Genomic DNA, 17,016 nt, shown 5'->3' with positions numbered 1-17,016 from the left:
GGGACGTGGCGCAGCTTGGTAGCGCACTTGACTGGGGGTCAAGGGGTCGCAGGTTCAAATCCTGTCGTCCCGACTCGTGAGAGTCGCGGATCAAGGGGCCGTTTCAGAGTGATCTGAAACGGCCCCTTGATCGTTTTGGGGACCAGTGCCCTCCGGTCGGGTGGTTGGGCTGACAGTCCGGGGCCGTGGATGACCTTGTGGTTGGGCTGAAGGAGGAACCGGAAGCCGGTTCCACCCTGGCCGTCAAGCAGCTCCTCCGGCATCGCAAGGTCGGAGGAGCTCTAGGCGTTGCAACGCCGTGCGGGGGCAGGGAGCGGAGCAAGTGGCGTTCCGGACCGTTAGGTACAACGCGGGACAGCGGGGGTGAAGCCGGGTTCGCAGACGATTGAGCACGCCGGTGATGCCGACCCGGGCAGGTCGGCGCGGGTGTGGTCGAGGACCCTCAAGCCGCGGCCTCCGAACGCTCGACCTGGCCGCGATGCCCCGACCCCTTGTAGCGTGCAGCTGAGCCTCACTTGTCAATCCGTTTCCCTCCGGTAGCAGTCTGGAGATTTGCTAGCGGAGTGGAACTTGGGCAGGTCATCGCGGAAAAAGAAAATCTGCCGTTGGTCTGCACTGTGGATTTCATCGTCTGCCTTCTTTGAAATGATCAGGCAGAATTTCTTGGTCGCGGGACTGCGATTCTCCGACCGGCTCAACTGAAGTGACCCCTCATACCTGCCGGGCTGGAAAGTCCAGTCGTCGGCCCAGAAGTTGAGTGTGGGCTGCTGAGGTTTATCCTGACTGACGATGAATGGGGCGGGATCGCTGGTCCAGTGATAATTGACCCGGTCTGACGCGAAGTCGTATACATATGTTCCAGTTTCATGCCAGTAGTAAATTGGCTTCTTCGTGGATGCGATCGCGCCAACGGGAGTCAGTTGCAGATATGCGTTACGAATCACCTCGACGTCTTGAGTTTTGAACCTGGTGGACACCGTCGGCTGAATCTGAAACACGGTTCCGTTGCCTACCTCCCCGATGCGCAACAAGTGAGGAAGTGTCACATCGATTCTGGGCTTTTGCTGGAGTTCAGCAAAGTTGTAGATCGAGAAAGCAAGCGCAGCGACAGCGGCGAGTGTCGCAGCCCACTTGTGCACGCTCTCGAATCGCTTCCTTCCAGTTCCCGTCGCCCTCTCATCCGTGCCGTTCACACTCCTACTCTTTGCTGAGATCAGAGTCGTCGGCCTGCTGGGCTGCTCCATTTGGCCAGCACAATCAACACCTCGACCGCCAGCGAACCGCTCGCTCACACTCGCCGATGTCTGCAACGGTCCGATTGCGCGCGGCGGATCCGACTCGGCACTCGGCATCCGTCGCCAATCGGCTGTCGGGCAGGCCGGAGGCGTCCCGGACGGCGGCCTCGACCGCCATCACGGCGAAGCACGCCGTCTCGTGGTCGCCCAGCCAAAAAACGTCGAACCCGCCCATTTCGATCCGTGATGGCGGTACGGGTTCCTGGGCCCTGATGACCTAGGACTACGAACACGGGGTACGTGGCCGGATCGGCCTGCCGGTCCCCGAGATTCTCGTGGACGCGGCCGCCGTCGCGGAAGGCAAGCCCTCGCCCGCGCCGTATCTGCAGGCGGCCTCGCGACTCGGTGCCGAACCGCAGGACTGCCTGGTGATCGAAGACGCCCCGTCAGGCGTCCAGGCCGGGCTGAGCGCGGGAATGACCGTGTGGGGGTGAACGCGCCCGTGGCGGTGGACGGTGTGCATCGCTCCTACCGAAGCTTGCGTGAAGCAGTGGGCGACATACTCGCCCTCGCCTCATGACAGCTGCGGATGGTCAGCCACACCCCGATGCCCGGATGCTCCTTGAGCACTCCCACGAGTGCCGGGCCCGCGAGATCGCCTGGCTCAAGGCGCGCACCACCACGGTCCGCCCCTCCCGGCCGCCGCTGGCCGACCCCGGCATGGGCCGGCCGCCCGGCCCCTCAGGCTTGCCGGTCCGACGGGCGCCACAGGGGTGCCCCATAGCGTGCCGGCCGTCGGAGCAAGCCCGTGCAAGCGGCTGTCGTCGGCGGGGCGGAGGGGACGTCAGGCACCCGGAAGGAAGAGGCAGAACGGATGGCCATGAGGGTCGCGGAGGACCCGCACACCCTTCTGCGGCTGGTGCTCCTCCAGCGTCGCGCCCAGGGCGCAGGCCCGCTCGGTCTCCGCCTCCAGGTCGTCGACCTGCAGGTCCAGATGTGCTTGCATCTGCTGGGTGCCCGAGCGCTGCGGCCAGGTGGGAGGCACGTGATCGGTCTCCAGCTGGAAGCTGAGACTGGGGCGTTCCCGCTCCGGGTCCTTGAGCCGGACCCACTCCGGCTCGCGCTCGGCTTCCTGCCAGCCCAGCAGGGCCCGGTAGAAGTCGGCCAGCGCGGTCGGATCCGGCGAGCCGAGGACAAAGGCACCGAGCGACATCGTCATTCCTCCCACCTTGCCCCCTTGCTCGCCTTCACACATCCGCCGGAATCGCCGGTGCCTGCCGGCAGGACATCTGATCCGAGAACGAGTCGCCTTCCCCGGCAAGGAACGGCGTTCCGGTGGTGCCGGGTGGCACGATGCCGGGCGGCGCTCGGTGGGGTGCCGGGCGGTGCGCGAGGGCAGCGCGCGGGCGGCGTGGGAGAGCCCGGATCGATCAGGAATCGAGAAGCGGGGGCTCCGGAGCCGTGCCTAGCATCATCGGCATGGACATCACCATTCACACGACCTTCCTCCCGCACGACGATCCGGACGCGTCCCTGGCGTTCTACCGCGACGTCCTCGGCTTCGAGGTCCGCAGCGACGTCGGACAGGGCAAGATGCGCTGGATCACGGTCGGTCCTGTGGGCCAGCCCAGCACCTCCCTCCTCCTGGCCCCGCCCGCCGCCGACCCCGGGATCACCGAGGACGAGCGCCGCACCATCGTCGAGATGATGGCCAAGGGCACCTACGGCTGGATCCTGCTGGCCACCCGGGACCTCGACGGCACCTTCGAGAAGGTGCAGGCCGCCGACGCCGAGGTCGTCCAGGAGCCGACCGAGCAGCCGTACGGCATCCGCGACTGCGCCTTCCGCGATCCGGCCGGCAACCTGGTCCGCATCCAGGAGCTTCGCTGAGCCGCCCGGCGTGGGGCACCCCCGGCCCTCCCCGGCAGGTGGCCCGGCCGCTCATGGACGTCGACGAAGAGGAGTTCCCTCATGTGCCACCCCTCGTGGGGCCGCGCACGCGCCGAGGCGCAGCGTCTGAGCGACCTCGCCCGACTGCGCCGCGTCCGCGACCGTATCGATCGCGAGTACGCGCGTCCGCTGGACGTGGAGGCGCTCGCCCGCAGCGTGAACATGCCGGCCGGCCACCTCAGCCGCCGGTTCCGGCAAGCGTACGGCGAGGCTCCCCACGCGTACCTGATGGCGCGTCGCGTCGAGCGCGCCATGGTGCTGCTGCACCGTGGTGATCTCGGTGTCACCGAGGTCTGTTCCGCGGTGGGCTGCTCGTCCCCGGCCACCTTCGGCACCCGTTTCACCGAGCTGGTCGGCATGCCGCCCGACGCCTACCGCTCCCGTGCCACGGGCGCTGCGGCGGGAACGCCGCCGTGCGTGGTGGGAGTGACGACGCCGGTAGGGGAGCAGGAGGCGCCGGCCGGCGCGCCGTGACCGGACGGCCGTCGGCGGGAACGGTCCCGGCCGTTCCCGCCGCTTCGGCCGCGTCACTCCTCGTGCCGTCCCCGCGCCGCCTCATCACCTCCTGAAACTCCGTGAACTCCGCGCGCCCTGGCCGGATGTCGTCTCCTGACGTGTTCTGAACACCACGGGCGCATGACGCGTACTACGGGCTATCCGCGCACGGCCGAGTGCGCAGTCACCTCTCTGCGTCAATGACAGGAGCGGACATGAACGATCGCGATGAATCCGTGATGCGAGGGCTGCCGGGAGGCGGTGCGGAGCTTTCCGTGGTGCTGACCCTGCGCTGGGACGACGTGGCGGCGCTCGGCCGTGAGGCGAGCCGGCTGGCGGAGCAGCGAGGGGCGCCCGTGACGCTCGACGAGGCCGCCAGCCATCGGCTCCGTACCTGGTCCTCCGTGGCGAACGCGCCCGACGAGCGCCACAAGGCTGCTCCGCCCGGACCGGCGACCGCCGCCATCGTCGGCTCCCCTTCCCCCGAGCGGGCGCGCCCCCACGTGGGACACCTGAGCGACACCGGGCCGGTCGCGTCCCTGACGGGTTCCCTCACCCAGCAGGCCCAGCCACCCGCCGGAGCCAACGGAGCCGCGCACAGGTGACCGGCCTCCTCCGCGTCCACGCCGGCCCCGGAGGCCCGCGTGAGCACAGCCTCCGGGGCGGAGAGCGGAACAGCCGGCGAAGCGGCTTCCGCAGCGGGCGTGACAGGGACCACGCGCCGGGACGTGAGCCCGGGACCGGGCCCGTCCACGCGACAGGGACGGGGCCTCGTACGGACCTCCGTACGGGACCGGCCGTCCCGCATCCGCCCGCCGGCCCGGACATGACCGCGTGCGGCCTCTCGGCGAGGCTGCCGGAAAGGGAACCACCGAACGTGACCGTCCACCGCGCCAGGCGCCTTCTCGTACTCCTCGCCCTGCCCGCCGCCCTCGCTCTCACGGCGGTCACCGCCGCCCCGGCCGCAGCCGGAGCCGACGCGTACGGCGCCGGTTCGCACCGGCTCCAGGGTTCCGGTGGCGGCCACCGGCTGGTCGAGCGGGTGGACTCCGCGGCACTCGTGCCGGGCGGGCCCGACGCGCGGGGCAGGCTCTCCCGCGAACCCGTGATCACCCTCTCCCATGACGCCGCCGACCGCGCTCCCGGTGCGGGAGCCGTTCCCGCGAGCGGAGCCGGTACCGGCGGGACGCAGGGCGGGGAGGTCCCCGGGGTGCTGGTCGGCGCCGGCGGGATCGCCTTCGTTCTGGTGGCGGGCGCGCTCGCCCTCGGACGCAGGCGTGACCCCGCCGTCCCCGCCTGCCCCGCCGCCGATCCGGTCGACGGGAACTCCGGGTGAGCGAGGGGAACGGGCCCCTCGCCGCGCCGACGGCCCGCCGGATGTCCACGGGCCGCCCCGGCTAGCCGACAGGAGACAGACCGCACACGAAGAGACCGCACACGAAGGGGCCGGCGTCCGTGGGGGACGCCGGCCCCTTCGTCCGCGCCGGGGACCTTTGCCCGTCACGCCCCCGAGCGCCCGGGGCGCACGGCGGTCATGTACGACGACCAGACGCGCAGCGGCAGGAAGTCGCCCCTGTCCTGCCCGGAGCCGCCCATGCCGGTCACCGGGAGCAGCGCGTCCTGGCCGGGCTTGTTCCGGAAGACGGTCACGGCGGTCGACAGCTCCTCGGTGGAGCCGACGAACCAGGTGGCGGGCAGCCGGTCGTCATCTCCGGTACGCCCCGCCACGACCGGCGGCAGCGCGCGCATCGTGTCCGGATCCACGGCGTCGACCGCCACGTCCCGCATCGCGTCGGAGACCTCACGGGCGACCTCCGCGTCCATGACGCGACGGACGGCGGGCCGCTCCAGACCCTCCAGTGCGGCGCCCCGGAAGGTCACCGCCGTCACGGAGTACGGATCGGACTGCCGGCCGTCGTCGGCGAACGTGGCGTACGCGTCGGCCATCCGTATGGCGCTCGGGGTCGACGTGCCGACCGGGAAGGCGGGCTCCAGGGGAGCCATGCTGGCCGGCAGCAGACCCGTGCCGACGGCGAGATCACGTACCTCCTCCAGGCCGACGTCGCCGCCCAGCCTGCTGTACGTGGTGTCGTCGCCCCGCACCAGCGCCTGACGCAGCGTGGGCCCCGAAGCGGGGAAGGCGCCGTCCAGGAAACCGCGCGAGCCTGCCTCCAGCCTCCCCGGCAGCAGCCACGTCCCCCGGGACGTCAGCGCCCCGGTCCGGTCGTAGAAGCTGTCCGAGGTCACCGGCAGCCGCGGGAACGCCGCACCGCCCGGGCGCACGCCGTGCTGGAGAGCGGCCGCGAGCACGAACGGCTTGAACGCCGATCCCACCGGTACGCCCGATGTGTCGGCGTTGTTGGCGAAGTGCTTCGTCGCGTCGGAGCCGCCGTACAGCGCGAGCACGGCCCCGTCGCCCGGCCGGATCGACGCGGCGCCCACCTGGACGTCACGGTCGGCGATCCGGCGCGCCGGGTCGAGCGCCTTCGTCGTGACGCTCTCCACCGTCCGCCGCAACTGCTCCACCTTGCTTCTGTCGAAGGTCGTCCGGATCCGGTACCCGCCGCGCCCCAGGTCCTCGGCGGTCAGCCCGGTGCGCTTCTCGATGAACTTGTTCGCCACGTCCACCAGGTAGCCGGTCTGGCCGGCCAGACCGGTCGACACCGACCGGGGGCGTGGCTCCGGGAAGACGGTGTAGCCCGCCCGCTCCTGCGGCGTCATGTAACCGAGCTCCACCTGCCGGTCCAGGACGTACCGCCACCGTGCCTCGGCCCGGCTGTGGTGCGCCGCGCTCAGCGAGGGGTCGTAGAAGTCCCCGCCCTTGAGGAGCGCGGTCAGCAGGGCGCCGCGGGAGGGGTCGAGGTCCTTGGCGTCCACCCCGTAGTAGGCCACGGAAGCGGCCTGGACCCCATAGGTGTTGCGGCCGAACCAGCTGGTGTTGAGGTACCCCTGGAGGATCTCCTTCTTGGAGAGGGACCGCGACAGCTTCACCGCCAGGCACAGCTCGCGCAGCTTGCGGTCCAGCGTCTGGTCCTGCGTCAGATAGGTGTTCTTCACGTACTGCTGGGTGATCGTCGAACCGCCCTGCACCTCACCGCCACGGGCCATGTTCACCACGGCCCGGGCCAGTCCCCGCACGGAGAACCCGGGGTCGCTGTAGAAGGTGGAGTTCTCCGTCGCGACCACGGCGTTCTGTAATGACGGCGGAATGTCCGACAGCGGGACGTTCTGGCGGTTGATCGATCCGACGCTGACCATCTGGCTGCCGTCGGCCCAGTAGTAGACGTTGGCCTCCGCGCGCGCGGTGGCGTTCACGTCGGTGATGTGCACCGTGGAGTAGACGTATCCGAGCAGCGCGGCGAACCCGCCGCAGCACAGCAGTGACAGAGCGAGCAGCTGCCGCCAGGACGGTACGAACCGGAGCGCCCCGCGCCGGTTGCGGCGTGGATAGTCGATCCGCCGCGACCCGCGCCACGGGCCTCGGCGCGGCCGGGCGCCGGCGCGGAACGCTCCCCGCCGTCCCCGCTGCCGGTGGCCGGTGATGAACCCGCGGCTGTCGCCGGGAGGACGGAGAGGGATCCGTGCCTTGCGTCCCATTCGAGGCAACACGGATGATCGCCCCCCTTTCGGTACGGTGACCTTGCTGCTCCCTACTACGCGGCGTGGCAGCCGCCCGTTCAGGAAGCGCTCCCCGCCAGCCAGCCGGCCACCGCGTCGGCGATGGGCTGGCCGGTCTCCAGCTCCACGAAGCCGAACTGGCCGCCCTGGTTGCACTCCAGGAACCACCACACGCCCTCTTCGTCCTCGGCGAAGTCGAAGGCGGCGTAGGCCAGGCCGGCCAGGTCCATGTAGTCGTGCACGGCCCGGGCGACGCGGTCCGGTGCCCCGGCCGGTTCCCAGCGGTGTCCCGTCTCGCCGTACCTCCCGTCGACCTGGTCCGGGCCGGACACCTTGCGGGCCACGAACAACTGCCCGCCGACGCACGTCAGCCGGATGTCGGCCCGTTTGGGGACGTAACGCTGGAGCAGGGTCGGGCCCGCCGCCACGCCCTCGAAGTCCGCGTCGGGATCGACCAGCGCGGTGGGCAGCGCGATCGGCGGCTCGGTGCGCGGCGGCCCCGACAAGGTCTTGACCACGACCTTCCCGCAATGGGCCGCGAACTCCCGGGCCACCTTCGGGAAGGTCGTGACGACGGTGGGCGGCACGGCGAAGCCGCTGCGGTGGGCGATCCGCAACTGCCACGGCTTGAAACGGGCCTGTGCCGCCTGTTGCGGATGGTTCATCCACCGCGCGGTGGTGGAGTAGAGCATTCCGTACAGGGCCTGTCCCGTCTCGGCGGTGAGCCACTGCGACGGCTCGGGGGCGTGCGCCGCGGGCTCACCGGGTCTGCGTACCCAGACGGACCGCAGGGCCCGGGAGCCGGCCAGGCGCCCGTCCGCCGACAGGTAGCAGTGGAAGTCGCCCCGCGCGTACTCGGCCGACAGGTCCGCCTCGCCCGGCACATCGGCGGGGTCCAGGCGCACGAGCGGGACGCCCCGCTCGTGCAGTCTGTTCACCACCATGTCCGCCGTGACGTCCTGTCGGCACGTCAGGATCAGTACAGTCATCGGCGCGTTCGGTCAGTCGTCGAAGTGTGTCTGGGAGCCGGCCTTCGACGTCGTGGTGCCCGCGGCCAGGAGCAGCGCCCGATCGCTGATCGCGGGCCGGCCGTCGGACAGGACGTTCAGCTGGAGGGCCGAGTCGTACGCGTAGGGAACCAGCTCTTCCGAACCATCGTTCGGCTGGGCGTAGTTGAACACGAACGGTCGCATGGGTCTCCTTCTGTTCCTCATCAGCCTGAGGTGCACCTATGACAGTACGTACCGGACATGTAGGGAGCTCACTACTCTCCGCTGCATCGAGCCGATGAGGCGAAGGTCGCACTTTTCCGGGCGGCCTCACGGCTGAAGACGGGGGGCCTACGGATCCGAACGGACGGCCTGCCATCGCTGTTCCTGACCGGAGGAGCCGGAACGAAACCCTCCCCAATGGCCGCTTGCCGGTGTCGATCGCCAACGGCGTGGACGGCGTCGCCACGGCCTCCACCGGGCGGGCCGGGGCCGGGGGAGTGACGGGAACCACAGCAATCCCCGCGGCCCCGGCCTCTGGGCGGGTTCCGGGCCCCGCCGCCCCCGGCCCCGTCGCCGTGCTGGTCCCCTCACGCGGTCGCAGGGCACCGGGGCCGGTCAGGCGGGAGGGGTCACCCCCGCGACCGACTGCAGCAGGGTCATGGCGTCCGTCCGCGACAGCCGCTCATGGAACCGCTGGTTGCGGAAGGTCCTCAGACAGGCGTAGCAACTGGTCTCCGGTCCGCACTCGCAGGAGCCCACACGGCGCAGGGCGGCCTCCACCACCGGCTCCAGCCGGCCGGCGATCCGCACGGCGTTCCCCGCCCCGCCCGGGGTGGTGTCGAACAAGAGCAGGGAGGGCAGCGCCTCGGCACTGGTGTGGACGGTGCCGTCGATGTCGTCCCGGCTGATGTCGAGAAGCGTGGCCGCCCCCTCCAGCAGGGCGTACAACCCGGACCGCAGCTGCGCATCGGTGGCGGTCAGAGCCGTCGCCATGTCCAGATGGATCTGGAGGAAGTCCGTCTGGTAGCGGTGGGCGAGCGAGACGACCCGCAGCGGGCCGGTGCACTGCTTCTCCTTCAGCAGGTGCGGGTGGCCACCCCGCAACGGCGCCGACCGGGCGTGCGGGCGGCCCCAGCCGCACCAGTCGCAGATCTCGTAACCCGCCCCACCGGGCCCTTCCGACACCGTGACCATCTCGCCCCGGGTGCCGGCCGACCAGTCGACGGAGTGCCCGGAGGCGAAGACGGTCGTGGACTCCTCCAGATCGGCCGATTCGGTGGACATGTGCACGTCTCCGTGCCAGGCCCGCCGGGGCGGCGTCTGACCGGGCCGCCGCGGTGCGCCCCGCCCCGCGACGAATCCGTAGACGGGTTCGACGTAGCGGCGCGGTGCCGAGGTGTGCGCTCTGCCACAGGCCGGACAGGCGGGTGCCACCTGATCGGTGGCCTCCCGGTAGCGGCCACAGCCCTCGCAGACGGCGTAGTGGCGGCTGACGAGTTCGCGGTCGGGCAGCCGGTACACACCGGCGGAGGTCCACAGCTGCCCGCCGGCGACGATCTCGGACCCCGGCGCGTACTCGTGGACGGCGGCGCTCAGGTCACGGGTGAGCTCCAGCTGCCCGGCCGCCGCGTTGTCCTGGGTGATGCGCAGCTCGACGGTGTCGACCGGGAAGCCGTACTTGGGCAGGATGTTCCGGTTGGCGAGCACACCCAGCAGATCGCGCTCGGTGAGGTTACGGATGACCTTCTCGTACATCTCCGCCAGGCGGTACTTGTGCGCGGCGGCCGCCTCGTCCCGGCGCTCGCGGTAGGCGGTGACGTCCTGTTCGAGGATCTGGCGCGCGGCACGCAGGAGCCGGTCGAGCTCCGCCACCCAGGCGTGCTCGCCGACGCCGATCTCCTCCCGCACCGAGGCGGGAAGCACCTGGATCAGGGATGCCTCGACGTGCGCGGGGACGGGGGTGAGCCAGTCACGCACCCCGTGCGCGGCGATCTCCCCCTCTTCGTCGGGCAGGAAGAACTCGCCCGCCTTGCGCCAGATGCGCCGCCGCTCCTCCTTCATGGCACGGAAGAAGGCGGACAGGGCGATGGAATGGGCGTGCCGCCGGTCGATGCGCACATTGTCCAGGGGGACGACCGGAGCCCGCACCTCGCCGGCGATCATCTCCTCCGGCTCGGCGAACCGGGCCAGGTCGTGGGGCCTGCGCTGGGCGTAGGTCAGTACGAGCGCCGCCGATTCCGCACGGCGGCCGGCCCGGCCCGCCCGCTGCACGTAGTTGGCCGTCGAGGGCGGCATGTTGCGCAGGACGACCGCCTGCAACTCGCCCACGTCGACGCCCAGCTCGAAAGTGGTGGAACACGAGAGGGCGTTGACCGCGCCGCGTACGAACTCGTTCTGGATCTCCGCCGCCTTCTCACCCGTCCACTGCGCGGTGTGCTCCTGCGCGCGCAGCGGGATCGGGTCGAGCGACCGGTAGAGGCGCCGCAGGTGGTCGTCGGCCTCCTCGTCCGGCTTGAACTCCTCCAGCACACCCGTGCAGCGCAGGGTCGGGCAGACACCGCGTACGGAGACGGCGGTGATGCGACGGCAGCGGTCGCACACCCGCATCGGCCCGCTGTCCGCGGTGACCGGGCGCAGTCGCAGCCAGGAGTGGTCGAGGCGGCGCACGGCACCGATCTCCGGACGGTTCTCCCCGGGCAGCCACTCGCGCAGCGCCCCGGTGGTGAGGTCCCCCCACAGCTGCCGCAGGATCTCCAGCGCGGCGGCCCGTCGGTCGCCCGGGTGTCCGAGGGCGTCCAGGACCCGCACGAGGTGGTCCACACGACGGTTGGAGCCGCTGGTCGGCAGCCAGCTGATCACCCGGCGCCTGGCGTCGGACCCCTGCGAGCGGACCCAGACGGGCCCACGGCGCGGCGCGAACGCCTCGTCGCCCGCGTCGACGTCCTCCGGCATGGTGAGCGCTCCCTGGTTGCGCAGGCTGCGCAGCAGCTCCTGGAGGAGCAACCAGCACTCCTCGTCGTCGAGGCCGAGTGCGCGCAGAGCGCCGGGAGGCTGCCAGAAGGGCTCCCGGTCCAGGTCGATACGGAGCAGGCCGAGCCCCTCCAGCGACTGGCGGTCGTCCAGGCTGAGGACCTCCTGCATGACCCACAGGGCCACCGTGCGCTCCCGGGTCCGCCGCGAGTCGTTGCGGGTGAAGACCCCCGCTCCGGCCGCGGCCCGGACGGTCTCGGCGACCAGGTCGTCGATGTGGAGCGGGTCGTCCGGGCCGGCGGAACCGCCATGGACGGCCTGGGTGATCAGGCGCCGGTGCTGGATGCGGGTGTAGGACTCCTCCAGGTACGGCGCGAAATAGGCGGCGGCCTGACGGCTGTCGCTGAAGAACAGCAGCTTGCGGCCCTGCCCCGGAAGAGCGGCGGCAGGGCCCTCCGTGGCCGGCGGCAGCGCCTGGTACAGGGCGGTGCCGAGGACGGACACCGCCGCCTCGTTGCCCGCCTCGAACAGACGGATCATGCCGTGCCCGCGCGCCCCGCAGGCCAGGCAGGAGGCCGGGGTGCCCTCATGGGTGTCGAGTTGGTGCACGGGGCGCAGATCCCGACCGCCGCAGCCGGGATCGGCGCACACCGGCCGGGGGGAGGGGTGGAGGGCGCCGCAACCGGTGCACAGGTGGCGATCCTTCAGCCCTGCCTTCGCGGCCGCGCCCAGGGTCTCGTCGTCCTCGTCGACGGTGGCGCCCGCCCTGTCGCCGTCGAGCAGCAGCCAGGTGTGCGGGCTGTCGGGCGCCTTGCGGTGGACGAGCCGGGGGACCGGCCTCCCACCCGAGTGCGTCAGTGTGCCGTGCAGGTGGACGGCGCCGCAGCGCCGGCAGCCGCCGAGCTCGAAGGAGGCCCGGGAGCAGTGCGGACAGTTCTCGTGACGGGCCAGCTCCAGATGCGGGCCGGACGGGCCGAGGCAGCTGAACGCGCCCTCGGTGGCACGGGCGAACAGGTGGTAGCGCGCGGAGAGGACGGGGGCGCCGTCGGTGTCGGTGACCCGACTGGCGAGCTGGATCAGCGCCGTGACGGCTTCCGGGCCGTCCTCGGCGCCGGGGAAGACCTCCGCGGCGATCTCGCCGACGGGCCGGGGTCCGGCCGCCAGCGCCCGCCGCAGTGCGGCGGTCCCGGTTTCGGCCGCGAGGGCGGTGGCCGGGGTGGTCGTCGCCTTCACGCCACCGGCCGTGTCGTGCGCGAAGGCGCCCCGCACGCGCGCGAGGCGCAGGATCTCCGGCCCCGGATCGGGCAGGCCGGCGAGACGGGCGTACTCGGACGTCGGCAGCGGACCCCAGTGCGGTCCGGCCGGTATGCCGACCCGCGTGGCGGTGACGAGATCCTGCGCGGACGGGTCGTCGGGGTTCCAGTGGAAGGGGACGTCGAACAGCGCCTGGGCGAAGGCGGTGACGGCCGCGGGGTTCTCCTCGGCGCCGACGGTGGCGCTGGTGGCGATGGCCTGGAGCCGCCGCCCGCCCGCCACCCGGTCCTTCAGCCGGCGCAGGAGCATGGCGAGTTCGGCGCCGCGGGCACCGTCGTAGACATGGGCCTCGTCGACGACGACGAAACGCCAGCCACCCCCGTGCTCGCCCTCGAACAGGTCCATGTCCTGCGGCCGCAGCAGCAGGTACTCCAGCATGGCGTAGTTGGTGAGCAGGATGTGCGGCGGGCTCTGGCGCATCTCGCGCCGGCTGAGCAGTTCGTTGGGCAGGCGCGGCTCGCCCGGATTGAGTTGTTCGAAGGTGTCGGCGGCTCGCCGCGGATCGTCCTTCGTGTCGCCGGTGTAGCGCCCGAAGGTGATGTGCGGGGCGGCGGCGAGCACCTTCCGCAGGCGCTTCATCTGATCGTTGGCCAGGGCGTTCATCGGGTACAGCAGGAGGGCCCGGACCCCGGGGCCCAGACGTCCCCGGGCGTGCTCGGCGGCGAGTGCGTTCAGGATCGGGAGCAGGAAGCTCTCCGTCTTGCCGGAACCGGTACCGGTGGCGACCACCAGGTTGCGCCCGTCCACGGCTTTGCGCAGTGCCTGTTCCTGATGCCGGTGGAGCGGCCGGTCGATGGGCAGCGCCGGGCCCGTCAGATCACGGAAGGCGGGATCCAGCACACCCTCGGCCAGCAGCCGGCCCAGGGTGGCGCCCGGGGCGTAGGCGGGCGTGGCTTCCAGCAGGGGGCCCTTGGTGAGCAGAGGGCTCGTCGCGACGGCCCGGGCGAGCGCGTCGGCGAGCCGGGGATCGCGCAGCGGCAGCAGGGACCGCAGGTACCTGCGGTAGGTGTCGCTGATGAGTTCCGCGGTGGCGAGCGGGTCGAGGCTGTGCACAGTGGGCTCCGGGGCTGCGAGTGGGGCTGGTCCTGCGGGACGCGGACGCTGGGTGCGTGGGTGCGTGGGTGCGTGGGTGCGTGGGTGCGTGGGTGCGGGGATGTGTGGATACGGGCGCGGGCGCGGGGCGCGTGGGTACGGGGTGTGGGCGCGGGGTTCGGTCCTCGGCGACCGCTCAGGGGCCGTCGCGGCGGCTCTGCTCGCCGGCGACCAGGCACTCCGCGAGCGCGAGGTCGACCGCGGTGAGGTCCGGTGCGTGCGCGGCGATGCTCGTCCACAGGGGACGGTAGCGCTGCTCCATCTCCCCGGCCCGTGCGTCGCCCCAGGCGGCGAGCCGTGCGACCAGTGCGAACCCGAGCGAGAGCTGAGGGACGCGCATCCACGCCTCCTGCGCGCCGTGCGGGGCGTCGGGGGAACGACGGCGGAGGGCCTCCGCGAGGGCGTCGTGGCCGTCACCGAGCAGCGCCTCAAGGTCCTTCAGCCGATTCGGCGCCTCCTGGCGCACCGCGAACGCCTGGAGGGCCCGTCGGTCCCGGAACGCCTGCCAGGCGGCCTCCGCACGGGTGTCGGCGTCGAGCAGGGCGCGGGGCACGAGACCGGCACGCCGCATCACCTCCCGCTGGCGTGCCTCCGGCATCCCGTCCAGCACACGCGCCTGGACGCCGAACCGGCCTACGGTGTGCGCCCGGTCGTCGCCGCCGGATATCAGGTCACGCGCCGCGTCCCCCAGGAACTCCGTGACCTGGTCGAGCAGCTCCGCCTCCTCCGGATACAGCTCGTCCAGCGAGTACGCCCCACTGCCCGAGAGGTACGGCAGGAGCGGCGCCGTGAGCAGCAGCGCGCACAGCGGGGCCGTACGCCAGACGCGTCGCACCGTCTCCGGCTCGTCGACGCCCCGCACCCGGTGCACGGCAAGTCCGCTGCCGACGAGGACGCGCGCGAGCTCCCCGGAGCGCAGACCGGCGTCCGCCGCGTGCACCAGCGCCTGCTCCGGTACGACGCCCAGCGCCCGCAGACACTCGGCCGGTGCGGCTTCCCGCACCCCGCAGCTCCGCAGATCGCGTCCCCGGGCGGCGATCAGCCACTGGTACGGCAGGGCTCGCGGCACCTGGGGGAGGGGCCCCGCTCCCGCCAGGTACACGGCCATTTCGCGTTCCAGGCCCTCGACGAAGCCCGGTACGCCCTGTGGGCGCCTGAGCACGAGCGTGTCGTCGTCGCGCAGGTCCGGCCACCCGGCCGCCGCCGCCGACGGCCGTGGATCGGCCCCGGTGAGCAGCCGGGCGACGACCGGGCCGGCGTCCCGCCAGTCCGACGGCAGCGGAATCGTGCCCTCCGGAGTGACGGTCGCCATCACGGGTGGTGCCCACGGGGCGAGGGCGGAGTGGACCCGTGCGGTCAGCCGGCCGTGGTGCCGCAGGCCGAGCAGACGCAGACCGGTGGCGCCGGGTTCGACGCCCTCGGCGATGGGCTGGGTCCGGACCGTACCGACCAGAAGGCGTTCACCGGCCAGCAGAAGCCGCAACTCCGCCCGGGGGCAGCCGCTCATGGTGTCGGCGAGGGCGGTGAGCGAGTACCGCAGGTCGCCCTTGCGGGTCCGGACCCGGCGTTGCGGCATCACGGTGTGCACATCGGTGCCGTTCACGGTGAGGGCCAGTGCGGGCGTGACGGCCACGGCCTGTTCGGGCAGACGTACCGTCAGCACGCAGCCGCGTGACAGATCGGCGGCGTCCATGTCCACGGGGCGGATCGACCAGGGGCGCGGCTGCCCGTCCAGTTCCAGACGCAGCTCGGAGTGCGGCACCACGGCGCGTACCGTGCACGCCCGCGACCCGCTGCGCAGTTCGAGCGTCCTCCCGGTCTCGTACGGGGCGAACGCGAGGCGGCCCGTGGAAGCGGTGACCGTCCCCGATGCCCGGACGTTCACGACGGCCGGAGCCACGCCACCGCCCGGCGCCAGCAGCCGCCATTCCGGCGAAGCCGTGGCGGTGACGCCATCGGCGAGGAAGGCGGTCAGCCGCCGCGCACCCCGGGTCGTGTCCCGGCGGACCACCACCTCGTAGAGGCCGAGCAGCGGACGAGGCAGGTCCCGCCAGGGGTCCACCAGGGCGCCGGGAGCCCCTCGCAGGCGGGAGGAGGCCCCGCCGCCGGCCCGGACCACCTCCACGTGCCAGTGCTCCCGTCCGGCCTCCCCCGGACGGTGCGGCAGCCGCAGCAGCGGGGGCCGGCTCCACACGGGCGCGTCGTCGGTGTGGGCCACCCACCGCAGACGTTCGCCGCCCTCCCAGCGCAGGGGTCCGCCGACGGCGATCTCCAGCCAGCGTCCCGGGGCGCTTCCCCCGCTGCGGAGCCGCCGCACGCGGGCCAGGGACAGCCTGCTGAGCGTCCATCCGTTCCAGCCGTAGGGCGTGGGCAGCTCCACCACGCCGACCGGTACCCCGTCGGTGTCCAGCTCGCCCGCGTGCAGCAGGTGCACGTCGTCGGCCGGCAGCGGCTCGTCGGGAGCGAGGCGGCTCCCGTCGGCGGTGAACGCCAGCAGAGCCACGTCCGGATCGACGACGGCGAGACGGTGCACGGTGCCGTTCGGATCGGTGGCGTCTATACGGCGCACGGGCCGGGGCAACGCCCAGTGCGGTGCCCGCGCGGTGGCCGACTCGCCGTCGGCGGACAGCCGCCATTCCTGCGAGGACCCCGCCGCCAGGCTGAGCAGGACGCTCGCGCCGCCCGCACCGAGACGCAGTTCCGGAGCGGGCAGCGGTGCGTGTGCGCGCGGCCGTACGGGCCCTGCCGGCGGTGGCGCCGGCGGGGAGGGGCGGGCGGGGGCCGGGTGCCCGGCCGAGGAGGCGTACGCGGCGTCGGGACACCCGGCGTCGGGGTGCACGGGCGCGCGGGCGGGCTGTTCGGCCGAGGAAGGCGGCGCGGCGAGGCCGCCGGTTGCCGGGCGCGAAGAGGGTTCGGTGCTCTTCGGCAAGGGCCAGGGCCACCCCAGGGCCCGCGCGGCCGAGGCCGCGCCCTCCAGCCACTGCGGGGCGATCGAGACGTACGGGACCGTCAGGACGGCCTCGTCGGGCCCACCGGGCCGTACGGGACGGGGAACCGCGCCGAGTACGCGCTGCCGCGCCTTCGACACCTGCTGGGCGAGCATCACGGCACCGTCCCGGCCCGCGTGTGCGACCGTTCCGACGGTGCAGGCCGGCCAGCGCCGGAAAACGGTGTCCTCCGTGAGCCCTTCGGACCGCGCCAACAGCTGGTAGGCCACCAGGGCGTCGAGCACCAGCGCCATACGGCGCGGCTCGGCCGTCAGGGCGCCGAGGACCGGCGGATGCCCCGAGGTTCGCCACACCTGCTCGCAGTCGTCCAGCAGCTCCGCCGGGTCCACCAGCATGTCCCGC

The 17,016-nt window shown here is 72.2% G+C and carries 11 protein-coding genes, 1 tRNA gene and 1 pseudogene; 6 read left to right on the top strand and 7 right to left on the bottom strand.

Annotated elements, in window-relative coordinates; translation table 11 throughout:
- Positions 1-73: transfer RNA gene (locus tag PUR26_RS11010), tRNA-Pro, on the top strand.
- A 445-nt stretch (positions 74-518) separates the two neighbouring features.
- On the opposite strand, the gene PUR26_RS11005 is transcribed toward PUR26_RS11010, so the two are convergent.
- A complete protein-coding gene (locus PUR26_RS11005) occupies positions 519-1,193 on the bottom strand; it encodes a hypothetical protein (RefSeq protein WP_329871638.1) in 675 nt (224 codons plus the stop codon).
- A gap of 299 nt (positions 1,194-1,492) precedes the next feature.
- Here PUR26_RS11005 and PUR26_RS11000 point away from each other — a divergent pair.
- Positions 1,493-1,815: pseudogene (locus PUR26_RS11000) on the top strand (HAD family hydrolase); the annotation flags it as partial.
- Between the two features lie 264 nt (positions 1,816-2,079).
- On the opposite strand, the gene PUR26_RS10995 reads toward PUR26_RS11000, so the two are convergent.
- Complete coding sequence (locus tag PUR26_RS10995; RefSeq protein WP_329871636.1) at positions 2,080-2,454, bottom strand: VOC family protein; 375 nt, start codon at positions 2,452-2,454, stop codon at positions 2,080-2,082.
- Between the two features lie 260 nt (positions 2,455-2,714).
- Here PUR26_RS10995 and PUR26_RS10990 point away from each other — a divergent pair, with 260 nt between their 5' ends.
- The 4 genes from PUR26_RS10990 to PUR26_RS10975 all read left to right on the top strand — a co-directional run bounded on the left by PUR26_RS10990 (position 2,715) and on the right by PUR26_RS10975 (position 5,016).
- Positions 2,715-3,125, top strand: a complete 411-nt coding sequence (locus tag PUR26_RS10990; RefSeq protein ID WP_329871634.1) for a VOC family protein — start codon at positions 2,715-2,717, stop codon at positions 3,123-3,125.
- A gap of 81 nt (positions 3,126-3,206) precedes the next feature.
- Positions 3,207-3,659, top strand: a complete 453-nt coding sequence (locus PUR26_RS10985) for an AraC family transcriptional regulator (RefSeq protein ID WP_329871632.1) — start codon at positions 3,207-3,209, stop codon at positions 3,657-3,659.
- Between the two features lie 236 nt (positions 3,660-3,895).
- On the top strand, positions 3,896-4,285 hold the full coding sequence (locus tag PUR26_RS10980) for a hypothetical protein (RefSeq protein WP_329871630.1): 390 nt from the start codon (positions 3,896-3,898) through the stop codon (positions 4,283-4,285).
- Positions 4,286-4,557: 272 nt separating this feature from the next.
- Positions 4,558-5,016 (top strand): hypothetical protein, encoded by a 459-nt coding sequence (locus PUR26_RS10975; RefSeq protein ID WP_329871628.1) that lies wholly within the window; start codon positions 4,558-4,560, stop codon positions 5,014-5,016.
- A gap of 164 nt (positions 5,017-5,180) precedes the next feature.
- On the opposite strand, the gene PUR26_RS10970 is transcribed toward PUR26_RS10975, so the two are convergent.
- The 5 genes from PUR26_RS10970 to PUR26_RS10950 all read right to left on the bottom strand — a co-directional run bounded on the left by PUR26_RS10970 (position 5,181) and on the right by PUR26_RS10950 (position 17,009).
- The gene (locus PUR26_RS10970) at positions 5,181-7,277 is read right to left on the bottom strand and encodes a transglycosylase domain-containing protein (protein WP_329871626.1); all 2,097 of its coding nucleotides are present in this window, start codon (positions 7,275-7,277) and stop codon (positions 5,181-5,183) included.
- 80 nt (positions 7,278-7,357) lie between these two features.
- Positions 7,358-8,287, bottom strand: coding sequence for an ATP-grasp ribosomal peptide maturase (tgmB, locus tag PUR26_RS10965; RefSeq protein ID WP_329871625.1), 930 nt, complete (start codon positions 8,285-8,287; stop codon positions 7,358-7,360).
- A 12-nt stretch (positions 8,288-8,299) separates the two neighbouring features.
- Positions 8,300-8,491 carry a putative ATP-grasp-modified RiPP gene (gene tgmA, locus PUR26_RS10960; protein WP_329871624.1) on the bottom strand — a complete coding sequence of 64 codons (192 nt, stop codon included), beginning with the start codon at positions 8,489-8,491 and terminating at the stop codon, positions 8,300-8,302.
- 414 nt (positions 8,492-8,905) lie between these two features.
- Positions 8,906-13,627 (bottom strand): DEAD/DEAH box helicase, encoded by a 4,722-nt coding sequence (locus PUR26_RS10955; RefSeq protein ID WP_329871622.1) that lies wholly within the window; start codon positions 13,625-13,627, stop codon positions 8,906-8,908.
- A gap of 175 nt (positions 13,628-13,802) precedes the next feature.
- Positions 13,803-17,009 carry a hypothetical protein gene (locus PUR26_RS10950; RefSeq protein WP_329871620.1) on the bottom strand — a complete coding sequence of 1,069 codons (3,207 nt, stop codon included), beginning with the start codon at positions 17,007-17,009 and terminating at the stop codon, positions 13,803-13,805.
- Positions 17,010-17,016 lie beyond the last annotated feature (7 nt).

Source organism: Streptomyces sp. SP18CS02 (assembly GCF_036322365.1).
Classification (GTDB): Bacteria; Actinomycetota; Actinomycetes; order Streptomycetales; family Streptomycetaceae; genus Streptomyces.
This window is presented reverse-complemented; position numbering and strand designations above follow the sequence as displayed.